15 protein-coding genes are annotated in these 14,794 nt (G+C 72.3%); 6 read left to right on the top strand and 9 right to left on the bottom strand.

What is annotated here, in order from left to right; all coding sequences use genetic code 11:
• Positions 1 to 14: 14 nt before the first annotated feature.
• The 5 genes from rlmB to JEK78_RS12145 form a co-directional block, all read right to left on the bottom strand.
• Positions 15 to 953, bottom strand: a complete 939-nt coding sequence (rlmB, locus tag JEK78_RS12165) for a 23S rRNA (guanosine(2251)-2'-O)-methyltransferase RlmB (protein ID WP_200258393.1) — start codon at positions 951 to 953, stop codon at positions 15 to 17.
• Between the two features lie 128 nt (positions 954 to 1,081).
• The gene (cysS, locus tag JEK78_RS12160) at positions 1,082 to 2,479 is read right to left on the bottom strand and encodes a cysteine--tRNA ligase (RefSeq protein WP_200258390.1); all 1,398 of its coding nucleotides are present in this window, start codon (positions 2,477 to 2,479) and stop codon (positions 1,082 to 1,084) included.
• Positions 2,480 to 2,613: 134 nt separating this feature from the next.
• Positions 2,614 to 3,126 (bottom strand): 2-C-methyl-D-erythritol 2,4-cyclodiphosphate synthase, encoded by a 513-nt coding sequence (gene ispF / locus JEK78_RS12155; RefSeq protein WP_200258387.1) that lies wholly within the window; start codon positions 3,124 to 3,126, stop codon positions 2,614 to 2,616.
• A complete protein-coding gene (ispD, locus tag JEK78_RS12150) occupies positions 3,116 to 3,919 on the bottom strand; it encodes a 2-C-methyl-D-erythritol 4-phosphate cytidylyltransferase (protein WP_200258385.1) in 804 nt (267 codons plus the stop codon). Before ispD ends, ispF begins: the two co-directional genes overlap by 11 nt.
• A gap of 255 nt (positions 3,920 to 4,174) precedes the next feature.
• Positions 4,175 to 4,657 carry a CarD family transcriptional regulator gene (locus JEK78_RS12145; RefSeq protein ID WP_003953493.1) on the bottom strand — a complete coding sequence of 161 codons (483 nt, stop codon included), beginning with the start codon at positions 4,655 to 4,657 and terminating at the stop codon, positions 4,175 to 4,177.
• Positions 4,658 to 5,272: 615 nt separating this feature from the next.
• On the opposite strand from JEK78_RS12145, the gene JEK78_RS12140 reads away from it, so the two are divergent.
• On the top strand, positions 5,273 to 5,908 hold the full coding sequence (locus tag JEK78_RS12140) for a DUF461 domain-containing protein (RefSeq protein ID WP_200258384.1): 636 nt from the start codon (positions 5,273 to 5,275) through the stop codon (positions 5,906 to 5,908).
• A gap of 76 nt (positions 5,909 to 5,984) precedes the next feature.
• Here JEK78_RS12140 and JEK78_RS12135 read toward each other — a convergent pair whose 3' ends face one another.
• Both JEK78_RS12135 and JEK78_RS12130 read right to left on the bottom strand, forming a co-directional pair.
• Positions 5,985 to 6,665, bottom strand: coding sequence for a response regulator transcription factor (locus JEK78_RS12135; protein ID WP_037795450.1), 681 nt, complete (start codon positions 6,663 to 6,665; stop codon positions 5,985 to 5,987).
• Complete coding sequence (locus tag JEK78_RS12130; RefSeq protein WP_200258383.1) at positions 6,662 to 7,933, bottom strand: ATP-binding protein; 1,272 nt, start codon at positions 7,931 to 7,933, stop codon at positions 6,662 to 6,664. Before JEK78_RS12130 ends, JEK78_RS12135 begins: the two co-directional genes overlap by 4 nt.
• Before the next feature lie 210 nt (positions 7,934 to 8,143).
• On the opposite strand from JEK78_RS12130, the gene phoU reads away from it, so the two are divergent.
• The gene (gene phoU / locus JEK78_RS12125) at positions 8,144 to 8,836 is read left to right on the top strand and encodes a phosphate signaling complex protein PhoU (RefSeq protein WP_200258382.1); all 693 of its coding nucleotides are present in this window, start codon (positions 8,144 to 8,146) and stop codon (positions 8,834 to 8,836) included.
• A gap of 313 nt (positions 8,837 to 9,149) precedes the next feature.
• A complete protein-coding gene (locus JEK78_RS12120) occupies positions 9,150 to 9,791 on the top strand; it encodes a DUF2637 domain-containing protein (protein WP_200258381.1) in 642 nt (213 codons plus the stop codon).
• A gap of 144 nt (positions 9,792 to 9,935) precedes the next feature.
• Here JEK78_RS12120 and JEK78_RS12115 read toward each other — a convergent pair whose 3' ends face one another.
• A complete protein-coding gene (locus JEK78_RS12115; RefSeq protein WP_242483046.1) occupies positions 9,936 to 10,358 on the bottom strand; it encodes a nuclear transport factor 2 family protein in 423 nt (140 codons plus the stop codon).
• A gap of 244 nt (positions 10,359 to 10,602) precedes the next feature.
• Between JEK78_RS12115 and JEK78_RS12110 the strand changes: the two genes are divergently transcribed.
• Both JEK78_RS12110 and JEK78_RS12105 read left to right on the top strand, forming a co-directional pair.
• Positions 10,603 to 11,976 carry a glutamate decarboxylase gene (locus tag JEK78_RS12110; protein ID WP_242483045.1) on the top strand — a complete coding sequence of 458 codons (1,374 nt, stop codon included), beginning with the start codon at positions 10,603 to 10,605 and terminating at the stop codon, positions 11,974 to 11,976.
• A 62-nt stretch (positions 11,977 to 12,038) separates the two neighbouring features.
• Positions 12,039 to 12,425: an amino acid permease gene (locus tag JEK78_RS12105; protein WP_200258379.1), complete on the top strand. Its 387-nt coding sequence runs from the start codon at positions 12,039 to 12,041 to the stop codon at positions 12,423 to 12,425.
• Between the two features lie 78 nt (positions 12,426 to 12,503).
• Here the strand turns inward: JEK78_RS12105 and JEK78_RS12100 are convergent, their stop codons facing one another.
• Entirely contained in the window at positions 12,504 to 13,262 is a 759-nt protein-coding gene (locus JEK78_RS12100; protein ID WP_200258377.1) for a phosphoglyceromutase, read from the bottom strand.
• 187 nt (positions 13,263 to 13,449) lie between these two features.
• On the opposite strand from JEK78_RS12100, the gene JEK78_RS12095 reads away from it, so the two are divergent.
• A complete protein-coding gene (locus JEK78_RS12095) occupies positions 13,450 to 14,787 on the top strand; it encodes an MFS transporter (RefSeq protein ID WP_200258374.1) in 1,338 nt (445 codons plus the stop codon).
• Positions 14,788 to 14,794: the final 7 nt, after the last annotated feature.

Below are 14,794 nucleotides of genomic sequence, written 5' to 3'. Positions count from 1 at the left end.
GGCGCGCGGGGGGATCAGGCGCGCCGGCGCGCCACCTCGTAGAGCACGATGCCCGCGGCGACACCCGCGTTGAGCGACTCGGCGCCGCCCGGCATGGGGATCCGTACCCTCAGGTCACAGGTCTCGCCGACCAGACGGGACAGCCCCTTGCCCTCGCTTCCGATCACGATCGCCACCGGTCCGTCCAGGACTCGGAGGTCGCCGAGTTCGGCGTCGCCGTCGGCGGCGAGGCCGACCACCACGACACCGGCCTTCTTGTAGGCCTCCAGCGTGCGCGTGAGGTTGGTGGCGCGCGCGACCGGCGTGCGCGCCGCCGTCCCCGCGGAGGTCTTCCAGGCGCCGGCGGTCATTCCCGCGGCCCGCCGCTCGGGCACGACGACGCCGTGCCCGCCGAAGGCGGAGACGGACCGGACCACGGCGCCGAGGTTGCGCGGGTCGGTGACCCCGTCCAGGGCGACGATCAGCGGCGTCTCTCCCGCGTCGTCGGCGGCGGCGAGGAGGTCCTCGGGATGGGCGTAGGCGTACGGCGGGATCTGTAGGACGAGACCCTGGTGGTTCAGCCCTCCGGCGATCCGGTCCAGTTCGGGGCGGGGGGCCTCCATGAGGTTGATGCCACCGCGCTCGGCGGCGACCTGGAGGGCTTCCCTGACCCGCTCGTCGTTGTCGATGAACTGCTGCACGTAGAGCGTGGTGGCGGGGACGCCCTCGCGAAGCGCCTCGACCACGGGGTTGCGGCCGACGACCAGTTCGGACGTGGCACGCCCGCCTCGGCGGGCCTGCTGCCGGCCCTGCGTCCGGCGGGCCTTGGCCTGGGCCGCGCGCTGCTTGGCGTGACCCTTGCGCATCTCGGCGGGGGGCGTGGGCCCCTTGCCTTCCAGGCCCCGGCGCCGATTGCCGCCGCTGCCGACCTGCGCGCCCTTCTTGCCGGACATGCGGCGGTTGTTCGCGGCCATGAGTTACCCGTTTCGCTCTCTCGGAAAGTGTGTTCGCGCGCGTGGGGCCTTCCGCCCGACGCACGTCGTCCTGACAGTGTGCCCGTCCGGCGGGCCGGCGGGCACACTCGATCAAGCCTCGGCCGCGGTCACCGGGCCCCGAGGGTCCACCTCGGGCCCTGCGGCCCGTCCTCGATGACCAGCCCGGAGGCGTTCAGCCGGTCTCGGATGGCGTCCGCCGTCGACCAGTCCTTCCGCGAGCGCGCCGCCTCCCGCTGGTCGAGGATGAGGTGGACCAGGTCGTCGACGACGGAGCGCAGGCGGCGGCTCTGGTCGTCCTCGCTCGTCCAGCGGGCGTCCAGGGGGTCCATGCCGAGCACGCCGAGCATGGCGCGGACGTCGGCGAGGCAGGCGACAGCTGTCTCCTTGTCGTCCGCGGCCAGCGCGCTGTTGCCCTCACGGACCGTGGTGTGGACCACGGCGACCGCCTGGGGGACGCTCAGGTCGTCGTCCATGGCCTCGGCGAAGGCGGCGGGCACCTCGGTCGCCGGTTCCACCGGACCCGCCAGTTCCACGACGCGTCGGGCGAAGCCCTCGATCCGGGCGAAGGCGGCCTCGGCCTCGCCCAGCGACTCCGCGCCGTACTCGATGGTCGATCGGTAGTGGGGGGTGCCGAGGTAGTAACGCAGCACCACGGGCCGCCAGTGCTTGACCATCTCCGACACGAGGACGGAGTTGCCCAGCGACTTGGACATCTTCTCGCCGCTCATCGTGACCCAGGCGTTGTGCACCCAGTACCTGGCGAAGGCGTCGCCGAAGCCCCTGGCCTGAGCGATCTCGTTCTCGTGGTGCGGGAAGATCAGGTCGATGCCGCCGCCGTGGATGTCGAACTCCGCGCCCAGGTACTTGTGGGCCATCGCCGAGCACTCCAGGTGCCAACCGGGTCGCCCCCGGCCCCAGGGCGTCTCCCAGCTGGGCTCGCCGGGCCGGGCCGCCTTCCACATCGCGAAGTCGCGGGGGTCGCGCTTGCCCGACTCGCCCTCGCCCGCCGGCTGGCGCAGGCCGTCGAGGTCCTGGTGGGACAGCGACAGGTAGTCGGGCAGGGAGCGGACGTCGAAGTAGACGCTCCCCGCGGCCTCGTAGGCGTGGCCCCGCTCGATGAGCGCGCGCATCATCTCGACCATCTCGGTGATGTGGCCGGTGGCGCGCGGCTCGTAGGTGGGCGGCAGGCAACCGAGGGCGGTGTAGGCGTCGTCGAAGGCCCGCTCGTTCTCGTAGCCGATGGACCACCAGGGGCGGTTCCGCTCCGCCTCCTTCTGGATGATCTTGTCGTCGATGTCCGTGACGTTGCGGACGAAGGTGACCTCGTGACCGCGGTGGGCGAACCAGCGACGCATGATGTCGAAGTTCAGGCCGGAGCGGACGTGCCCGATGTGTGGCGCGGCCTGCACGGTCGCGCCACAGAGGTAGATCGAGACGCGCCCCGGGACGAGCGGGGTGAAGTCACGGATCTGCCGGGCGCTGGTGTCATACAGGCGAATCGTCACGTGACCAGGGTAGTAGGAGCGGCGGGGTGGCGAGTGCCGGTACGAGGTTTCCCTCCCGGGCCTCGCCGACCGACGGAGCGGGCCCCGGGAGGGCCGGGCCCGCCGGTGCCGGCGCGGGCGGGCGACGCCGAAGCTCAGTCCTCCCGGGCCACCAGGGCCGTGGCGATGGCGGTGAGTCCCTCGTCCCGCCCGGGGAAGCCGAGTCCGTCGGTGGTGGCGCCGGAGACCGTGACCGGCGCACCCGCGGCCTCGGAGAGGACCCGTTCGGCCTCCTCGCGCCGCCTGCCGATCCTCGGCCGCGCGCCGACCACCTGGACGGCGATGTTGCCGATACGGAAGCCCGACTCCCGGACGATCCGGGCCGACTCGGTCAACAGGGTCACCCCGGAGGCCCCGGACCACCGGGGACGCCCGGTGCCGAAATGCCGTCCGAGGTCGCCGAGCCCGGCGGCCGAGAACAACGCGTTGCAGGCCGCGTGCGCCACGACGTCCGCGTCGGAGTGGCCGGCGAGCCCGGGGCCCTCCCCCTCCCATCTCAGCCCGGCGCACCACAGCTCGCGCCCCTCCTCGAAGGCGTGCGTGTCGGTGCCGATCCCGACCCGAGGCAGCGGCGGCGGGCCGGCCCCTCCCTCGTGCTCAGAAGCCATCGTTGAGCCTCCTGCGGGTCAGGACCGCCTCGGCGAGCACCAGGTCGAGTGGTCGGGTGACCTTGAACGCCTCCTCGTGCCCGGGGACCGCCACGACGGGCACCCCCAGGCGCTCGACCATGCCCGCGTCGTCGGTGACGTCCTCCGTCACCGACGCGTGGGCGCGGACCAAGGTGGCCCGGTCGAAGCCCTGCGGCGTCTGGACGGCGCGCAGCAGTGCCCGGTCGGGCGTGGCCACCACCGGTTCCGGCGCGCCCGGGGCGGAGGGTTCGACCTGCTTGACGGTGTCGGCGAGGGCGAGCACCGGGACCACGGCGGGCGCGCCGTCGCGCACGGACTCCACGACCGCGTCGACGGTGTCGACGGGGACGAGGGGGCGGGCGGCGTCGTGGACGAGGACGATGTCGTGCCCCTCGGGCATCGCCTCCAGTCCCAGCCGCACCGAGTCCTGGCGGGTCGCCCCGCCGGGGACGACCCGGACGTCCGTGCGTTCGGGCAGGGAATGGGAGTCCAGCAGGGCCCGGACCTCGGCGACGCCGTCGGGCGGGGCGACCACCACGACCAGGGCCACCGACCGTGAGGCGGCCATGGCACGGGCGGCGTGGACGAGCATCGGAATCCCGCCGAGCGCCCGGAGGGCCTTGGGGCCGCCCGGCCCGAGGCGCACGCCTCGACCCGCGGCGGGGATCACGGCCGCGGCACGCGCCGGCCGGGCTCCGGAGGGGGTGTCGCTCCCGCCGGGGACGGACACGACGGTGTCGGGAGGCGGTGCGGGGCGCGATCGGTCAGACATCGGTTCCTGTCAGGTTTGTGTGCCGACCCGGCATGGGTATGGCCTCGGGTGTGCCGGGCACGACGCCTCGACCGGACCCTTCCGTGACATCCGATCGAGCCGGCTGCCCGGTGCCGGCGCGGGGAGGCGCCGCGAGGCGCGAGGTGAGGTGGGGGCCTTCGCCAGACGCGGACATGCCGCAGGGCCCGGCGACGGCTCACAAGTCATCGGGCACCGCGGCGTTTCGTGTCGCGAAGCGCCGGCTCGCGTCCCGCCTCAGGAGGCGAGGACCTCGTCAAGCAGGGCTTCGGCCTTGTCCTCGTTGGTGTTCTCGGCGAGTGCCAGCTCGCTCACCAGAATCTGGCGGGCCTTGGCGAGCATGCGCTTCTCGCCGGCGGAGAGTCCGCGCTCGCGCTCACGGCGCCACAGGTCGCGCACGACCTCCGCCACCTTGATGACGTCACCGGAGGCGAGCTTCTCCAGATTCGCCTTGTAGCGACGCGACCAGTTCGTGGGCTCCTCGGCGTACGGCGCGCGCAGTACCTCGAAGACCCGGTCCAGCCCGTCCTGACCGACCACATCACGCACGCCCACGAACTCCGCATTGTCCGCCGGCACACGCACCGTCAGGTCGCCTTGGGCGACCTTCAGCACCAAGTAGGTCTTGTCCACGCCTTTGATCTGGCGAGTTTCGATGGCCTCGATCAGCGCGGCCCCGTGATGGGGATAGACCACGGTGTCGCCAACCTTGAACGTCATGTGACAGGTACCCCTTCCGTGGCTATCCAGGGTAACACGGATACGACGCGTCCTGAATGACGTTTTCGCAGGTCAGGGCCCATCTCGGGGCTTGACAACAGCGTCCGGGACGTGCTTCCGAAGGCGAGCCGTCGAAGGAATTCGCAGGTGGGAGCACGTCTGCGCCGGGGGCGAAAGCGGCACCAGTCGCCCCTCGGGACGCGCGCCGAAGGCAAGATATGTCCCCTTATGTCCGGTCCCGCGCGGCCGAGTTCCGCTACTCCGTTCGGTGAACCCGCGCGGACTTCCGGACGAATGCGGAATTGATCGACCGGGCGTCCGACCCGGCACTCGTAAGATCAATTCCCCGGCCGCGCATTCCCCTCACAAATCACGATCACGGAACGCCGACACCTCGGCCCCCTCGGGCGACGCGCGTACCCGCCCACTCGGCCGCCCGCGCCGCTTCGTCTCGGCCACCGCCTGCCGGGCGAAGCGGCGGGCCGTGACCGCGCCGGGGGAGGGTCGGGTGCGGCGACCGGCGGGCGGCTCGCTAACCTAAGGGCCACTGACAGTCACTTAGGGCGGCTTTACCGGTTGCCGCCACCACGCTCGAGTCAAGGAGTTGCCGCCGCCGTGAGCAGCAGCCTTCGACGCGGTGCTCTCGCCGCCGCCGCCACCGCAGTCTCCGTCCTCTCGCTGGCCGCGTGCGGTGCCGGCAACAACGCCCAGTCGCAGGAGATCAAGCCGGACCACGCGGCGACCAGCGTCGGCGACATCGAGATCCAGAACGCCATCGTGATCACCCAGGCCGATCTGGAGTCGACCGGTCCCGCCGTGATCGCCGCGACCCTGTTCAACTCGGGGAACACCGACCAGACCCTGGAGTCGATCACGGTCGACGGCACCGCCAAGTCCGCCGAGCTGAGCCCGGCCGACGACGGCGACCTCACCGTGCCCGCGGGCGGCTCGCTGATCGTCGGGGGCGACGGCAACGCCTCCGCCGTCCTGCCGAGCAGCCGAGAGGCCATCCAGGACGGCAACGCCCAGAAGATCACCTTCACCCTCAGCGAGACCGGGGACGTCAGCCTCCAGGCGTTCGTCCACCCCGCAGAGGGCTTCTACGCCTCCTGGGGCCCGAGCGGCACCCCCACCGCCGAGTCGTCCCCCGAGACACCGGCCGCGGGCGAGCCCGCCGCGGCGACGGACGAGCCCGCGGCGGACGCGAGTGAATCGGCGGATACCGAGGACCACGGCTCGGCCGGCCACTGAACCGTCGCCCCGCGCGTGGGGGAGGGGCGGGACCCGCGAGGTCCCGCCCCTCCCCCACGTCACCGGCTCGCGACCCCTACGGCTCGAACTTGTAGCCCAGGCCCCGCACGGTCACCAGGTACCTCGGCGCGCCGGGGTCCGGCTCGATCTTGGCCCGCAGACGTTTGACGTGCACGTCGAGCGTCTTGGTGTCGCCGACGTAGTCGGCGCCCCACACCCGGTCGATCAGCTGCATGCGGGTGAGCACCCGCCCGGCGTTGCGGAGCAACATCTCCAGCAGGTCGAACTCCTTGAGCGGCAGATCGACCTTGCCGCCGCCGACGGTCACCACGTGCCGGTCGACGTCCATCCGGACCGGCCCGGCCTCCAGCGCCGCCGGCGTGACCTCCTCCGGCTCGCCGCGACGGCGCAGCACGGCCCGGATCCGGGCGACCAGCTCGCGGGAGGAGAAGGGCTTGGTGACGTAGTCGTCCGCTCCTATCTCCAGCCCGACCACCTTGTCGATCTCGCTGTCCTTCGCGGTGACCATGATCACCGGGACGTTGGAGCGTCCGCGGAGCTGGCGGCAGACCTCGGTGCCGGGCAGACCCGGCAGCATCAGGTCGAGAAGCACGAGGTCGGCGCCATTGCGCTCGAACTCGTCGAGTCCGTCGGGGCCCGTGGCCGCTATGGCCACCTCGAACCCCTCCTTGCGGAGCATGTACGACAGGGCGTCGGAGAAGGACTCCTCGTCCTCGACGACGAGCACACGGGTCACGGAAGGACCTCCGGGGCGGGAAGCGATTCGTAGGGGGATGAGCGATGCGGTGCCGAGGTCGGGTCGGACGCCTCGTCGAGCGCCGCCCGGACGAGCCGCTGCCGGGCGCCGTCACGGGCCGCGCCCGCCTCCGGCAGCCGCAGCGTGAAGGTGGAGCCCTGGCCTTCGGCGCTCCAGACGGTGACCTCGCCACCGTGCGAGGCGACCACGTGTTTGACGATCGCGAGTCCCAGCCCTGTCCCGCCGGTGGCACGGGACCGGGCCGGATCGACCCGGTAGAAGCGCTCGAAGACGCGTTCCTTGTCCTTGTCGGAGATGCCGATGCCCTGGTCGGTCACGGCGATCTCGATCAGGTCGCCCCCCGGGGTCTCCACGCGACGGGCGGCGATGCCGACCCGGGTCCGGGCGGGCGAGTAGTTGACGGCGTTCTCCACCAGGTTGCCCAGAGCGGCGGCGAGCTGGCCCCGGTTTCCCCTGACCGTGAGGTCCGCCGTGCCGCCGCAGGCCATCGTGATCTGCTTGGTGCCGGCCGCGTGTCGGCAGCGGTCGACCGCCTCGGCCACCAGTTCGTCGATCCGCACCGACTCGGCGTCCTCCAGCGGATCGTCGTTCTGCACGCGCGACAGGTCGATCAGCTCCTGGACGAGGCTGGTCAGCCGGGTCGCCTCGATCTGCATCCGTCCGGCGAACCGCTGCACCGCCTCTGGGTCGTCGGAGGCGTCCATGACGGCCTCGGAGAGCAGCGACAGCGCGCCGACGGGGGTCTTCAGCTCGTGGCTGACATTGGCGACGAAGTCCCGCCGCACCGCCTCGATCCGACGGGCCTCGGTCAGGTCCTCCACCAGCAGGAGCACCAGGCGGGACCCGAGCGGCGCGACCCGGGCCGAGACGGCCAGCGCCTCGCCACGCCCGCCCCCGCGCCGGGGCAGGTCCAGCTCGACCTGGCGGATCTCGCCGTCCCGCCGAGTGTCCCGGGCCATCTGCAGCATCGGCTCGACGGCCAGCTCGCCGCCCCGGACCAGGCCGAGGGCGTAGGCCGCCGAACTGGCCTTGACCACGGCGTCGACCTCGTCGAGCACGACGGCGGAGGAGCGCAGGACGGACAGGACCGTGTCCACGCCCGGTGGGAGCACCGGGTCGGTGCGCGACGACGCGCGGGTCGGGCGCCGCTGCTCCCGTTCGCTCCAGCGGAACGCCAGCACGGCGACGGCGCCGGTGAGCACCCCGGCGATCGCAGCGGCCGCGGCGACCGCCGCGTTCACGTCCATGCGTCCAGACTAGGCATGTGGCGCGACCGGGCAGCGGCGTTCGGAGTGCGAGCTCGAACACTCGTCGCCCAGAGTTCACCTCGGAGCCGGTGATGATTCACTTGTGATGCCGGAAACGGACGCGTACGGCCCGGAACGTGGAAGCGTGGGAGTGAAAGGCCCCCACACAGTGAACGCTCCGGAGCACGGACGCAGGAGAGGGAACCGACGATGCGTGACGCGTACCACGAGGAACTTGACTCGATCGGCGACGGACTGGTGGAGATGGCCCGACTGGTCGGCTCGGCGATCGGACGCGCCACGACCGCCATCCTGGACTCCGACCTCAAGCTGGCCGAAAGCGTGATCGAGGCCGACCGGAAGGTCGACGAACTGCATCACGAGCTGGAGGCGCGGGCCATAGCCCTGCTGGCCCGGCAACAGCCGGTCGCCACCGACCTGCGCATCGTGGTGACCTCGCTCCGGATGTCCGCCGATCTGGAGCGCTCCGGAGACCTCGCCCAGCACGTGGCCAAACTGGCCCGGCTGCGCTACCCGGAGCGGGCCGTCCCCAGCGATCTGCACGCGACGATCCTGGAGATGGGGCAGCTCGCCCAGCGCCTGATGGCCAAGGCCGCCGAGGTGATCATCACCAAGGACGTGGACCTGGCGCTGCAGCTGGAGCAGGACGACGACGCGATGGACCTGCTGCACCGCGCCCTCTTCCAGCACCTGATGGACGACCGGTGGAAGCACGGCATCGAGACGGCCGTCGACGTGACCCTCCTCGGCCGGTACTACGAGCGGTACGCCGACCACGCGGTGGCGGTCGCCAAGCGGGTGGTCTATCTGGTGACCGGCGAACACGCGGACGACCTGCAATCGGACATCCCGCCTGTGGCGGCACCCGGCGAGGGCGCCTGACCGCCCGAGCCCCCGGGCTCGGGGCCCGCCCTTCCGGGGGCCCGGGCCGGCAGCGGGTGCGGGGAGCCGGCAGACCGTACCGGAGCCGGCTTCGGCGGAGGGGACGCCCATCGGGATCGACACGTCGCCCGGACGGCTTTTCCCTCGAATGCCGCACAACCCGGCCTCCGACCCGCGTCGTTAGTCCCGTCGTGACCCCCTTCGACGAAAAGTGGCCCGAAACACGCCGTACTCCCCTCGGCGCCCCGGCACCGGGAAGCGGAGCGGGGAAACCCGACGGCGGGCGGGCCTCGGCCGATCCGCACGGCGACTGATGGAGAGGATCCAGCACGACGTCGACCTCCACCCCTACGCCTGGGACCCCCCGGACTCCGACCTCGCACAGCCCGACTGGGACCCGGCGGAGGAGCTGGCCCGGTTGCTGTCCGCCCAGCCCGCCGAGACGACCACGACCGTGCCCCTCGCCACCGCGCCCCGCCGCAGGAACAACCGCCGGCGGGTGCGCCGGGAGGCCCGGAGCCCGGGACGCGACCGGCGTGTCGGGCATGTGACGCTGCTGGTCGTCTCCGTGTCGCTGAGCGCCTTGGCCATGCTCGTCTGGTCGGTGGCCTACTCGTACTACCAACTGTCGGGTATCGCCTCGGCGGTGTTGCCGGACTCGATGGCCCGCTACTGGCCGCTGACGGTGTTCGGACCGTGGCTGGTCGCCGCCCTCTCCGTCGTGCGCGCCGCCGTCCAGCAACAGGCGGCGAGGCGCTCCTGGGGCGTGGTGTTGGCGGCGTCGGCGATGGCGGTGGCCCTCTGCGTCGGCAACACCTCCCCCGCCCTGCTGGCCTGGGTGGTCTTCGGTATCCCCCCGGTCACCGCCGTGGTCTGCCTGTGGGAGCTGGTCGGCCAGATCTCCGGCCGTCACCGACCCCGCCACGCGGCCACGGCCAAGCGGTCGACCGCCTGACCGGTCCGGGTGGGACCCAGGGCACGCGTGGTCGTCCGAGGGCCCCGGCCTCCGCCCCCGGCGGGTGCGGCAGGGGGCGGAGGTCCATGCGCGGCGCCGGAGCCGGGGGCCGCCGGGTCGGAGCGGTCGGAGCGGTCGGAGCGGTCAGAGCATCTCGGCCCAGCCGCTCTGGATCATCGTCTGGAACGCCCAACCGCCCTCCCGGCGCAGGAGGACGTCGGCGTAGTCCATCTCGTGGGTCGTCTCGCCCACGGTCACCGAGGAGTGGGTGAAGACGACGGCGACGGAAGCCGAGAGGAAGACGGGCGTCCGGGTGTTGCGGAACGTCACCTCCTGATCGCCGTCTCCCCCCACCCGCTCCATGGTCGCGACGAACCGCTCGCGATCCCACTGCCCCGCGGCACCGCCCGCAGGGCCGTCGCTGATCACGTTGAGCGGGAAGACCGCCATGTCCGCCATCCGCGCGACGTCGTTTCGCAGGGTGTGCGCGTCGTACCCCTCGAACCACGCGTCGAGACTCTCCCGGTCCTCGGCGGTGGGGACGTAACCGGTACGGGGAATGATCACGCTGTTCCTCTCGGTGGGCGCTGGTCGAGCGCGACCGGTATACCATGAGCCACCCGGCCCCACCCGACGGGAGGCGCGCAAACCGGCCACGTCCGAGGGCACGCGCCGGAGCGGTTCCCGATGTCCCCCAACCGGTCGATCACCCGCGCCCCACGGTGGCGTCGGGCCGACTCGACGACCGCCGCGCACCAGGATGAGCGGAGTCCGGCGTCCAGGCGGGGTGCCGTCGAGGGAGGAGCACGGCGTGGCGTTGCACAGGACGGACGGTGTCGGTGAAGGGGTGGACCCCTTCACCGACATCTACGCACTGCCGATCAGCGACCGGACCCTGCCGAAGTTCCGGATCCCCGAACACCGCAACCCCCCGCGCGCCGTGCGCACCCTGATCCAGGACGAACTGGCGCTGGAGGCCAACGCGGCGCAGAACTTCGCGACCTTCTGCACCACCTGGGTCGAGCCGGAGGTGCGCGAGCTGATGGACGCCTGCATCGGGAAGAACCTGATGGACCGGGACGCCTACCCGCGGACGGCGGAGATCGAGTCCCGCTGCCTCCGCATCCTCGCCGACCTCTGGAACGCCCCGGAGGGCGGGGCGGCGGTCGGATGCTCCACCACGGGTTCGTCGGAGGCCGCGATGCTGGCGGGCATCGCCATGAAGTCGCGCCGCCGGTCCTCGGACCGCCCCACCGACCGCCCCAATCTGGTCTGCGGGCCGGTGCACGTCTGCTGGGAGAAGTTCGCGCGCTACTTCGACGTCGAGTTGCGGCGGGTACCGCTGGAACCGGAGGCGACCGGACTGCGCCCGCACCAGCTCCGCCGCCACGTGGACGAGAACACCATCGGCGTCGTCGCCATCCTCGGCGTGACCTTCACCGGCCACTACGAGCCGGTGGCGGAGCTGTCCGCCGAACTCGACGCGATCCAGGCCGAGACGGGCGTCGACGTCCCCCTGCACGTCGACGCCGCCAGCGGCGGCTTCATCGCGCCCTTCCTCCAACCCGAACTCGTCTGGGACTTCCGCCTGCCGCGAGTGGCGTCGATCAACACCTCGGGCCACAAGTACGGCATGGCGCCGCTCAGCGTGGGATGGGTGCTCTGGCGCTCGCCGGAGCTGCTCCCGGAGGATCTCGTCTTCGAGATCGACTACCTCGGCGGAGCGACCCCGACCTTCGGCCTCAGCTTCTCCCGTCCGGCGGGCGAGGTCGTCGCCCAGTACTACAACCTGCTGCGACTGGGCCGCCAGGGCTACCAGGCGATCCACGAGACGACCGCCCACAGCGCCCGCTTCCTCGCCGCGCGGATCGCGGAGATGGGCCCGTTCCGGGTGCTCCACGACGGACACGACGCGCTCCCGGCGGTCGCCTGGACCCTGGACGACCCGGGGTCGGCCGGATTCAGCCTGTACGACCTCAGCGAGCGGCTGCGGCTGCGCGGCTGGCAGGTGCCCGCGTATCCGCTGCCGCCCGACCGGCAGGAGACCGTCACCCAGCGGGTCCTCGTCCGCCACGGCACCAGCCACGACAAGGTCGCGATGCTCGCGGACGACGTCCGAGCCGCCGTCGCCCACCTCGGCCGCCGCTCCCGATCGGCCCGGACGGAACCCGGCTTCCACCACTGATGGCCCCCCGCGCCGCCCCGCGGCGAGGCACCGGGACGCTCACCGCGGGAACGTTGGGCGTGATGACGGCGGCCGGCGTCGTCACCGACCTGCGCGGACTCCCCGCCCTGGCGGTGGAGGAGCTGACCATGTTCTTCTACATCATCATGTACGCGCTGATGTACGCGGCGGCCATCCGGCTGCGGCGCACTCGACCCCAGCTGCCCCGGGGGTTCCGCGTCCCCGGTGGATTCGCCGGCGTGGCGGGCTTCGCGGGCGTCGGTCTCCTGGCCGTGGGCTTCGCCTTCGTCGTCTCCTTCGTGCCGCCCGAGCAACTGCCGGTGGGCAGCCCGACCGGCTACGTGCTGCTCATGGTCGTCGGGACGGGCGTGATGACCGGCGTTCCGCTCGTCGTGTACCACTTGCGACGACCGGGCCGACGGAACGCCGGATCGGCCGGGGGCGACTGACGTCCCGCCCCCGGAGGGGGCGGAGCGCCGCGGAGCCGGACGGCCCGGTCGCCGACGGACCGGGCCGTCCGGGGCGCGTCAGTTCTTGCCCTGGTTCCGGACCCGCTCGATGGCCGCCGCGGCGGCGTCCGGGTCCAGGTAGCGTCCGCCCGGCGTGACCGGCTCGAAGTCGGCGTTCAGCTCGTAGGCCAGGGGAATGCCGGTGGGGATGTTGAGACCCGCGATGTCGGTGTCCGAGACGCCGTCGAGGTGCTTGACCAGCGCACGGAGGCTGTTGCCGTGCGCGGCCACCAGCACCGTGCGACCGGCGCCGAGGTCGGGGACGATCGCGTCGAACCAGTACGGGAGCATGCGCCCGACCACGTCCTTCAGGCACTCCGTGCGCGGGCGCAGCTCCGGCGGGAGCTGGGCGTAGCGGGGGTCGGAGAACTGCGAGAAGGGGGCGTCGTCGGCCAGGGCCGGCGGCGGGGTGTCGTAGGAGCGGCGCCACAGCATGAACTGCTCCTCGCCGAACTCGGCGAGAGTCTGCGCCTTGTCCTTCCCCTGGAGCGCGCCGTAGTGGCGCTCGTTCAGTCGCCAGGAGCGGTGGACCGGGATCCAGAGGCGGTCCGCGGCCTCCAGGGCCAACTGGGCGGTGCGGACGGCCCGTTTCTGGAGCGAGGTGTGGACCACGTCGGGCAGCAGACCGGCGCTCCCGAGCAGCTCGCCGCCGCGCGTCGCCTCCCGCTCGCCCTTTGGGGTGAGGTTGACGTCCACCCAGCCGGTGAACAGGTTCTTCTCGTTCCACTCGCTCTCGCCGTGGCGGAGGAGGATCAGCTTGTACGGTGCGTCGGCCATACCCAGAGCCTAATCGACGCCCCCCGCGACCCGACGTCCCGAGGGACGGGGGCTCCATCACCCGTACGGCCGAAAGGCGAGTGACTTCCCGACCACCGAGTCGTAATGTACGCAGAGCCATTGCGCCGCTTACGGCGCGGGGTGGGCCGCGCCGGTCTCGGCGCGGAGGTGGTCCATGGGGGGGTCTATGCCGTTCGTCCGCGCGGGACGCGCCGTCCGCGAGTCCGTCTCGGGTCTGCCCCGTGCCTTCTGGTGGCTGTGGCTCAGCACCCTGGTCAATCGCCTCGGCGCCTTCGTCGCCACCTTCATGGCGCTGTACCTGACTCTGGACCGGGGCTACTCCGCCTCGTACGCGGGGCTGGTCGCCGCCCTCCACGGGCTGGGCGGCGTGCTGGCCTCCCTGGGCGCCGGGGTGATGACCGACAGGCTCGGCCGGCGGCCGACGCTGCTCGTGGCCCAGGTGTCCACCGCCGTCTCGGTCGCGGTGCTGGGGTTCATGCGGGACCCGATCGCCATAGCGGGGGTGGCGTTCCTGGTCGGCGCGGCCTCCAGCGCCTCCCGCCCGGCGGTGCAGGCGATGATGGCCGACATCGTGCGGCCGGAGGACCGGATTCGGGCGTTCTCCCTCAACTACTGGGCCATCAACCTGGGTTTCGCCGTGTCCTCCACGGCGGCCGGGTTCCTCGCCGAGTACAGCTACCTCGCCGGATTCCTTGTCGAGGCCGGGATGACCTTGGCCTGCGCGCTCGTGATCTTCGCGAAGCTGCCCGAGACGCGCCCGGGTGGGGCCGCCGCGACGAGCGGCGGGCCCCGCGGCGGCCCGGGTCCCGGTCCCGACGCCGTCTCGCTGGGCACCGTGGTGCGGGACAGCCGCTTCATGGGCGTGGTCACGCTCTCCTTCCTGGTCGCGATGGTGTTCCAGCAGGGCATGGTGGGACTCCCGGTGGCCATGGGCAAGGCGGGGTTCTCCCCGGCGGACTACGGCATGGTGATCGCCGTCAACGGTCTGCTCATCATCGCCTTGCAGATCCCCGTGACCCGACTGATCGAGCACCGCGACCCTCGTCTGCTGCTGGTCGTCTCCTCCGTCGTGGCCGGGTACGGCTTCGGGCTCACGGCGTTCGCCGGCGCGGTCGGAGCGTTCGCGCTGGCGGTGTGCGTGTGGACGCTGGCCGAGATCGTCTACGCCCCCACCCACACCGGGCTCGTGGTGCGCCTGTCCCCGGTCCACGGCCGCGGGCGGTATCAGGGTATGCACAACCTGTCCTGGTCTGTGGCGTCCCTGGTGGCTCCCCTCGTCGCCGGGGTCGTCATCGACCGGCTCGGGGCCCCCTGGCTGTGGGGGATGTGCGCGGTCGTCGGCACCGTCGCGGGGATCGGATACGCGCTCCTGATGCGGAACGTCCCGGCCGGCCCGGAGACGGGACCGGTCGCGCCGGCCGCCCGGCCGGAGACCGCGCCGCCGGGCGTCGCGGGGGCCGCCCGGGATCGGGCCCCGGCGGGCTCCGAGGCCGCCGCGGGCTGACCGGGGA

Origin of the sequence: Streptomyces sp. HSG2 (assembly GCF_016598575.1) — a bacterium.
Taxonomy (GTDB): domain Bacteria; phylum Actinomycetota; class Actinomycetes; order Streptomycetales; family Streptomycetaceae; genus Streptomyces.
The sequence above is the reverse complement of the archived record's forward strand: the minus strand, read 5'-3'. Positions and strand labels throughout refer to the sequence as shown.

Bases quoted from the DNA above. Each gene is read 5' to 3' on its own strand.
- ispF (WP_200258387.1), bottom strand. From the start codon at position 3,126: ATGGCTTCTGAGCACGAGGGAGGGGCCGGCCCGCCGCCGCTGCCTCGG.
- JEK78_RS12095 (WP_200258374.1), top strand. From the start codon at position 13,450: ATGCCGTTCGTCCGCGCGGGACGCGCCGTCCGCGAGTCCGTCTCGGGT.
- phoU (WP_200258382.1), top strand. From the start codon at position 8,144: ATGCGTGACGCGTACCACGAGGAACTTGACTCGATCGGCGACGGACTG.
- JEK78_RS12120 (WP_200258381.1), top strand. From the start codon at position 9,150: ATGGAGAGGATCCAGCACGACGTCGACCTCCACCCCTACGCCTGGGAC.
- JEK78_RS12145 (WP_003953493.1), bottom strand. From the start codon at position 4,657: ATGACGTTCAAGGTTGGCGACACCGTGGTCTATCCCCATCACGGGGCC.
- rlmB (WP_200258393.1), bottom strand. From the start codon at position 953: ATGGCCGCGAACAACCGCCGCATGTCCGGCAAGAAGGGCGCGCAGGTC.
- JEK78_RS12130 (WP_200258383.1), bottom strand. From the start codon at position 7,933: ATGGACGTGAACGCGGCGGTCGCCGCGGCCGCTGCGATCGCCGGGGTG.
- JEK78_RS12105 (WP_200258379.1), top strand. From the start codon at position 12,039: ATGACGGCGGCCGGCGTCGTCACCGACCTGCGCGGACTCCCCGCCCTG.
- JEK78_RS12100 (WP_200258377.1), bottom strand. From the start codon at position 13,262: ATGGCCGACGCACCGTACAAGCTGATCCTCCTCCGCCACGGCGAGAGC.
- ispD (WP_200258385.1), bottom strand. From the start codon at position 3,919: ATGTCTGACCGATCGCGCCCCGCACCGCCTCCCGACACCGTCGTGTCC.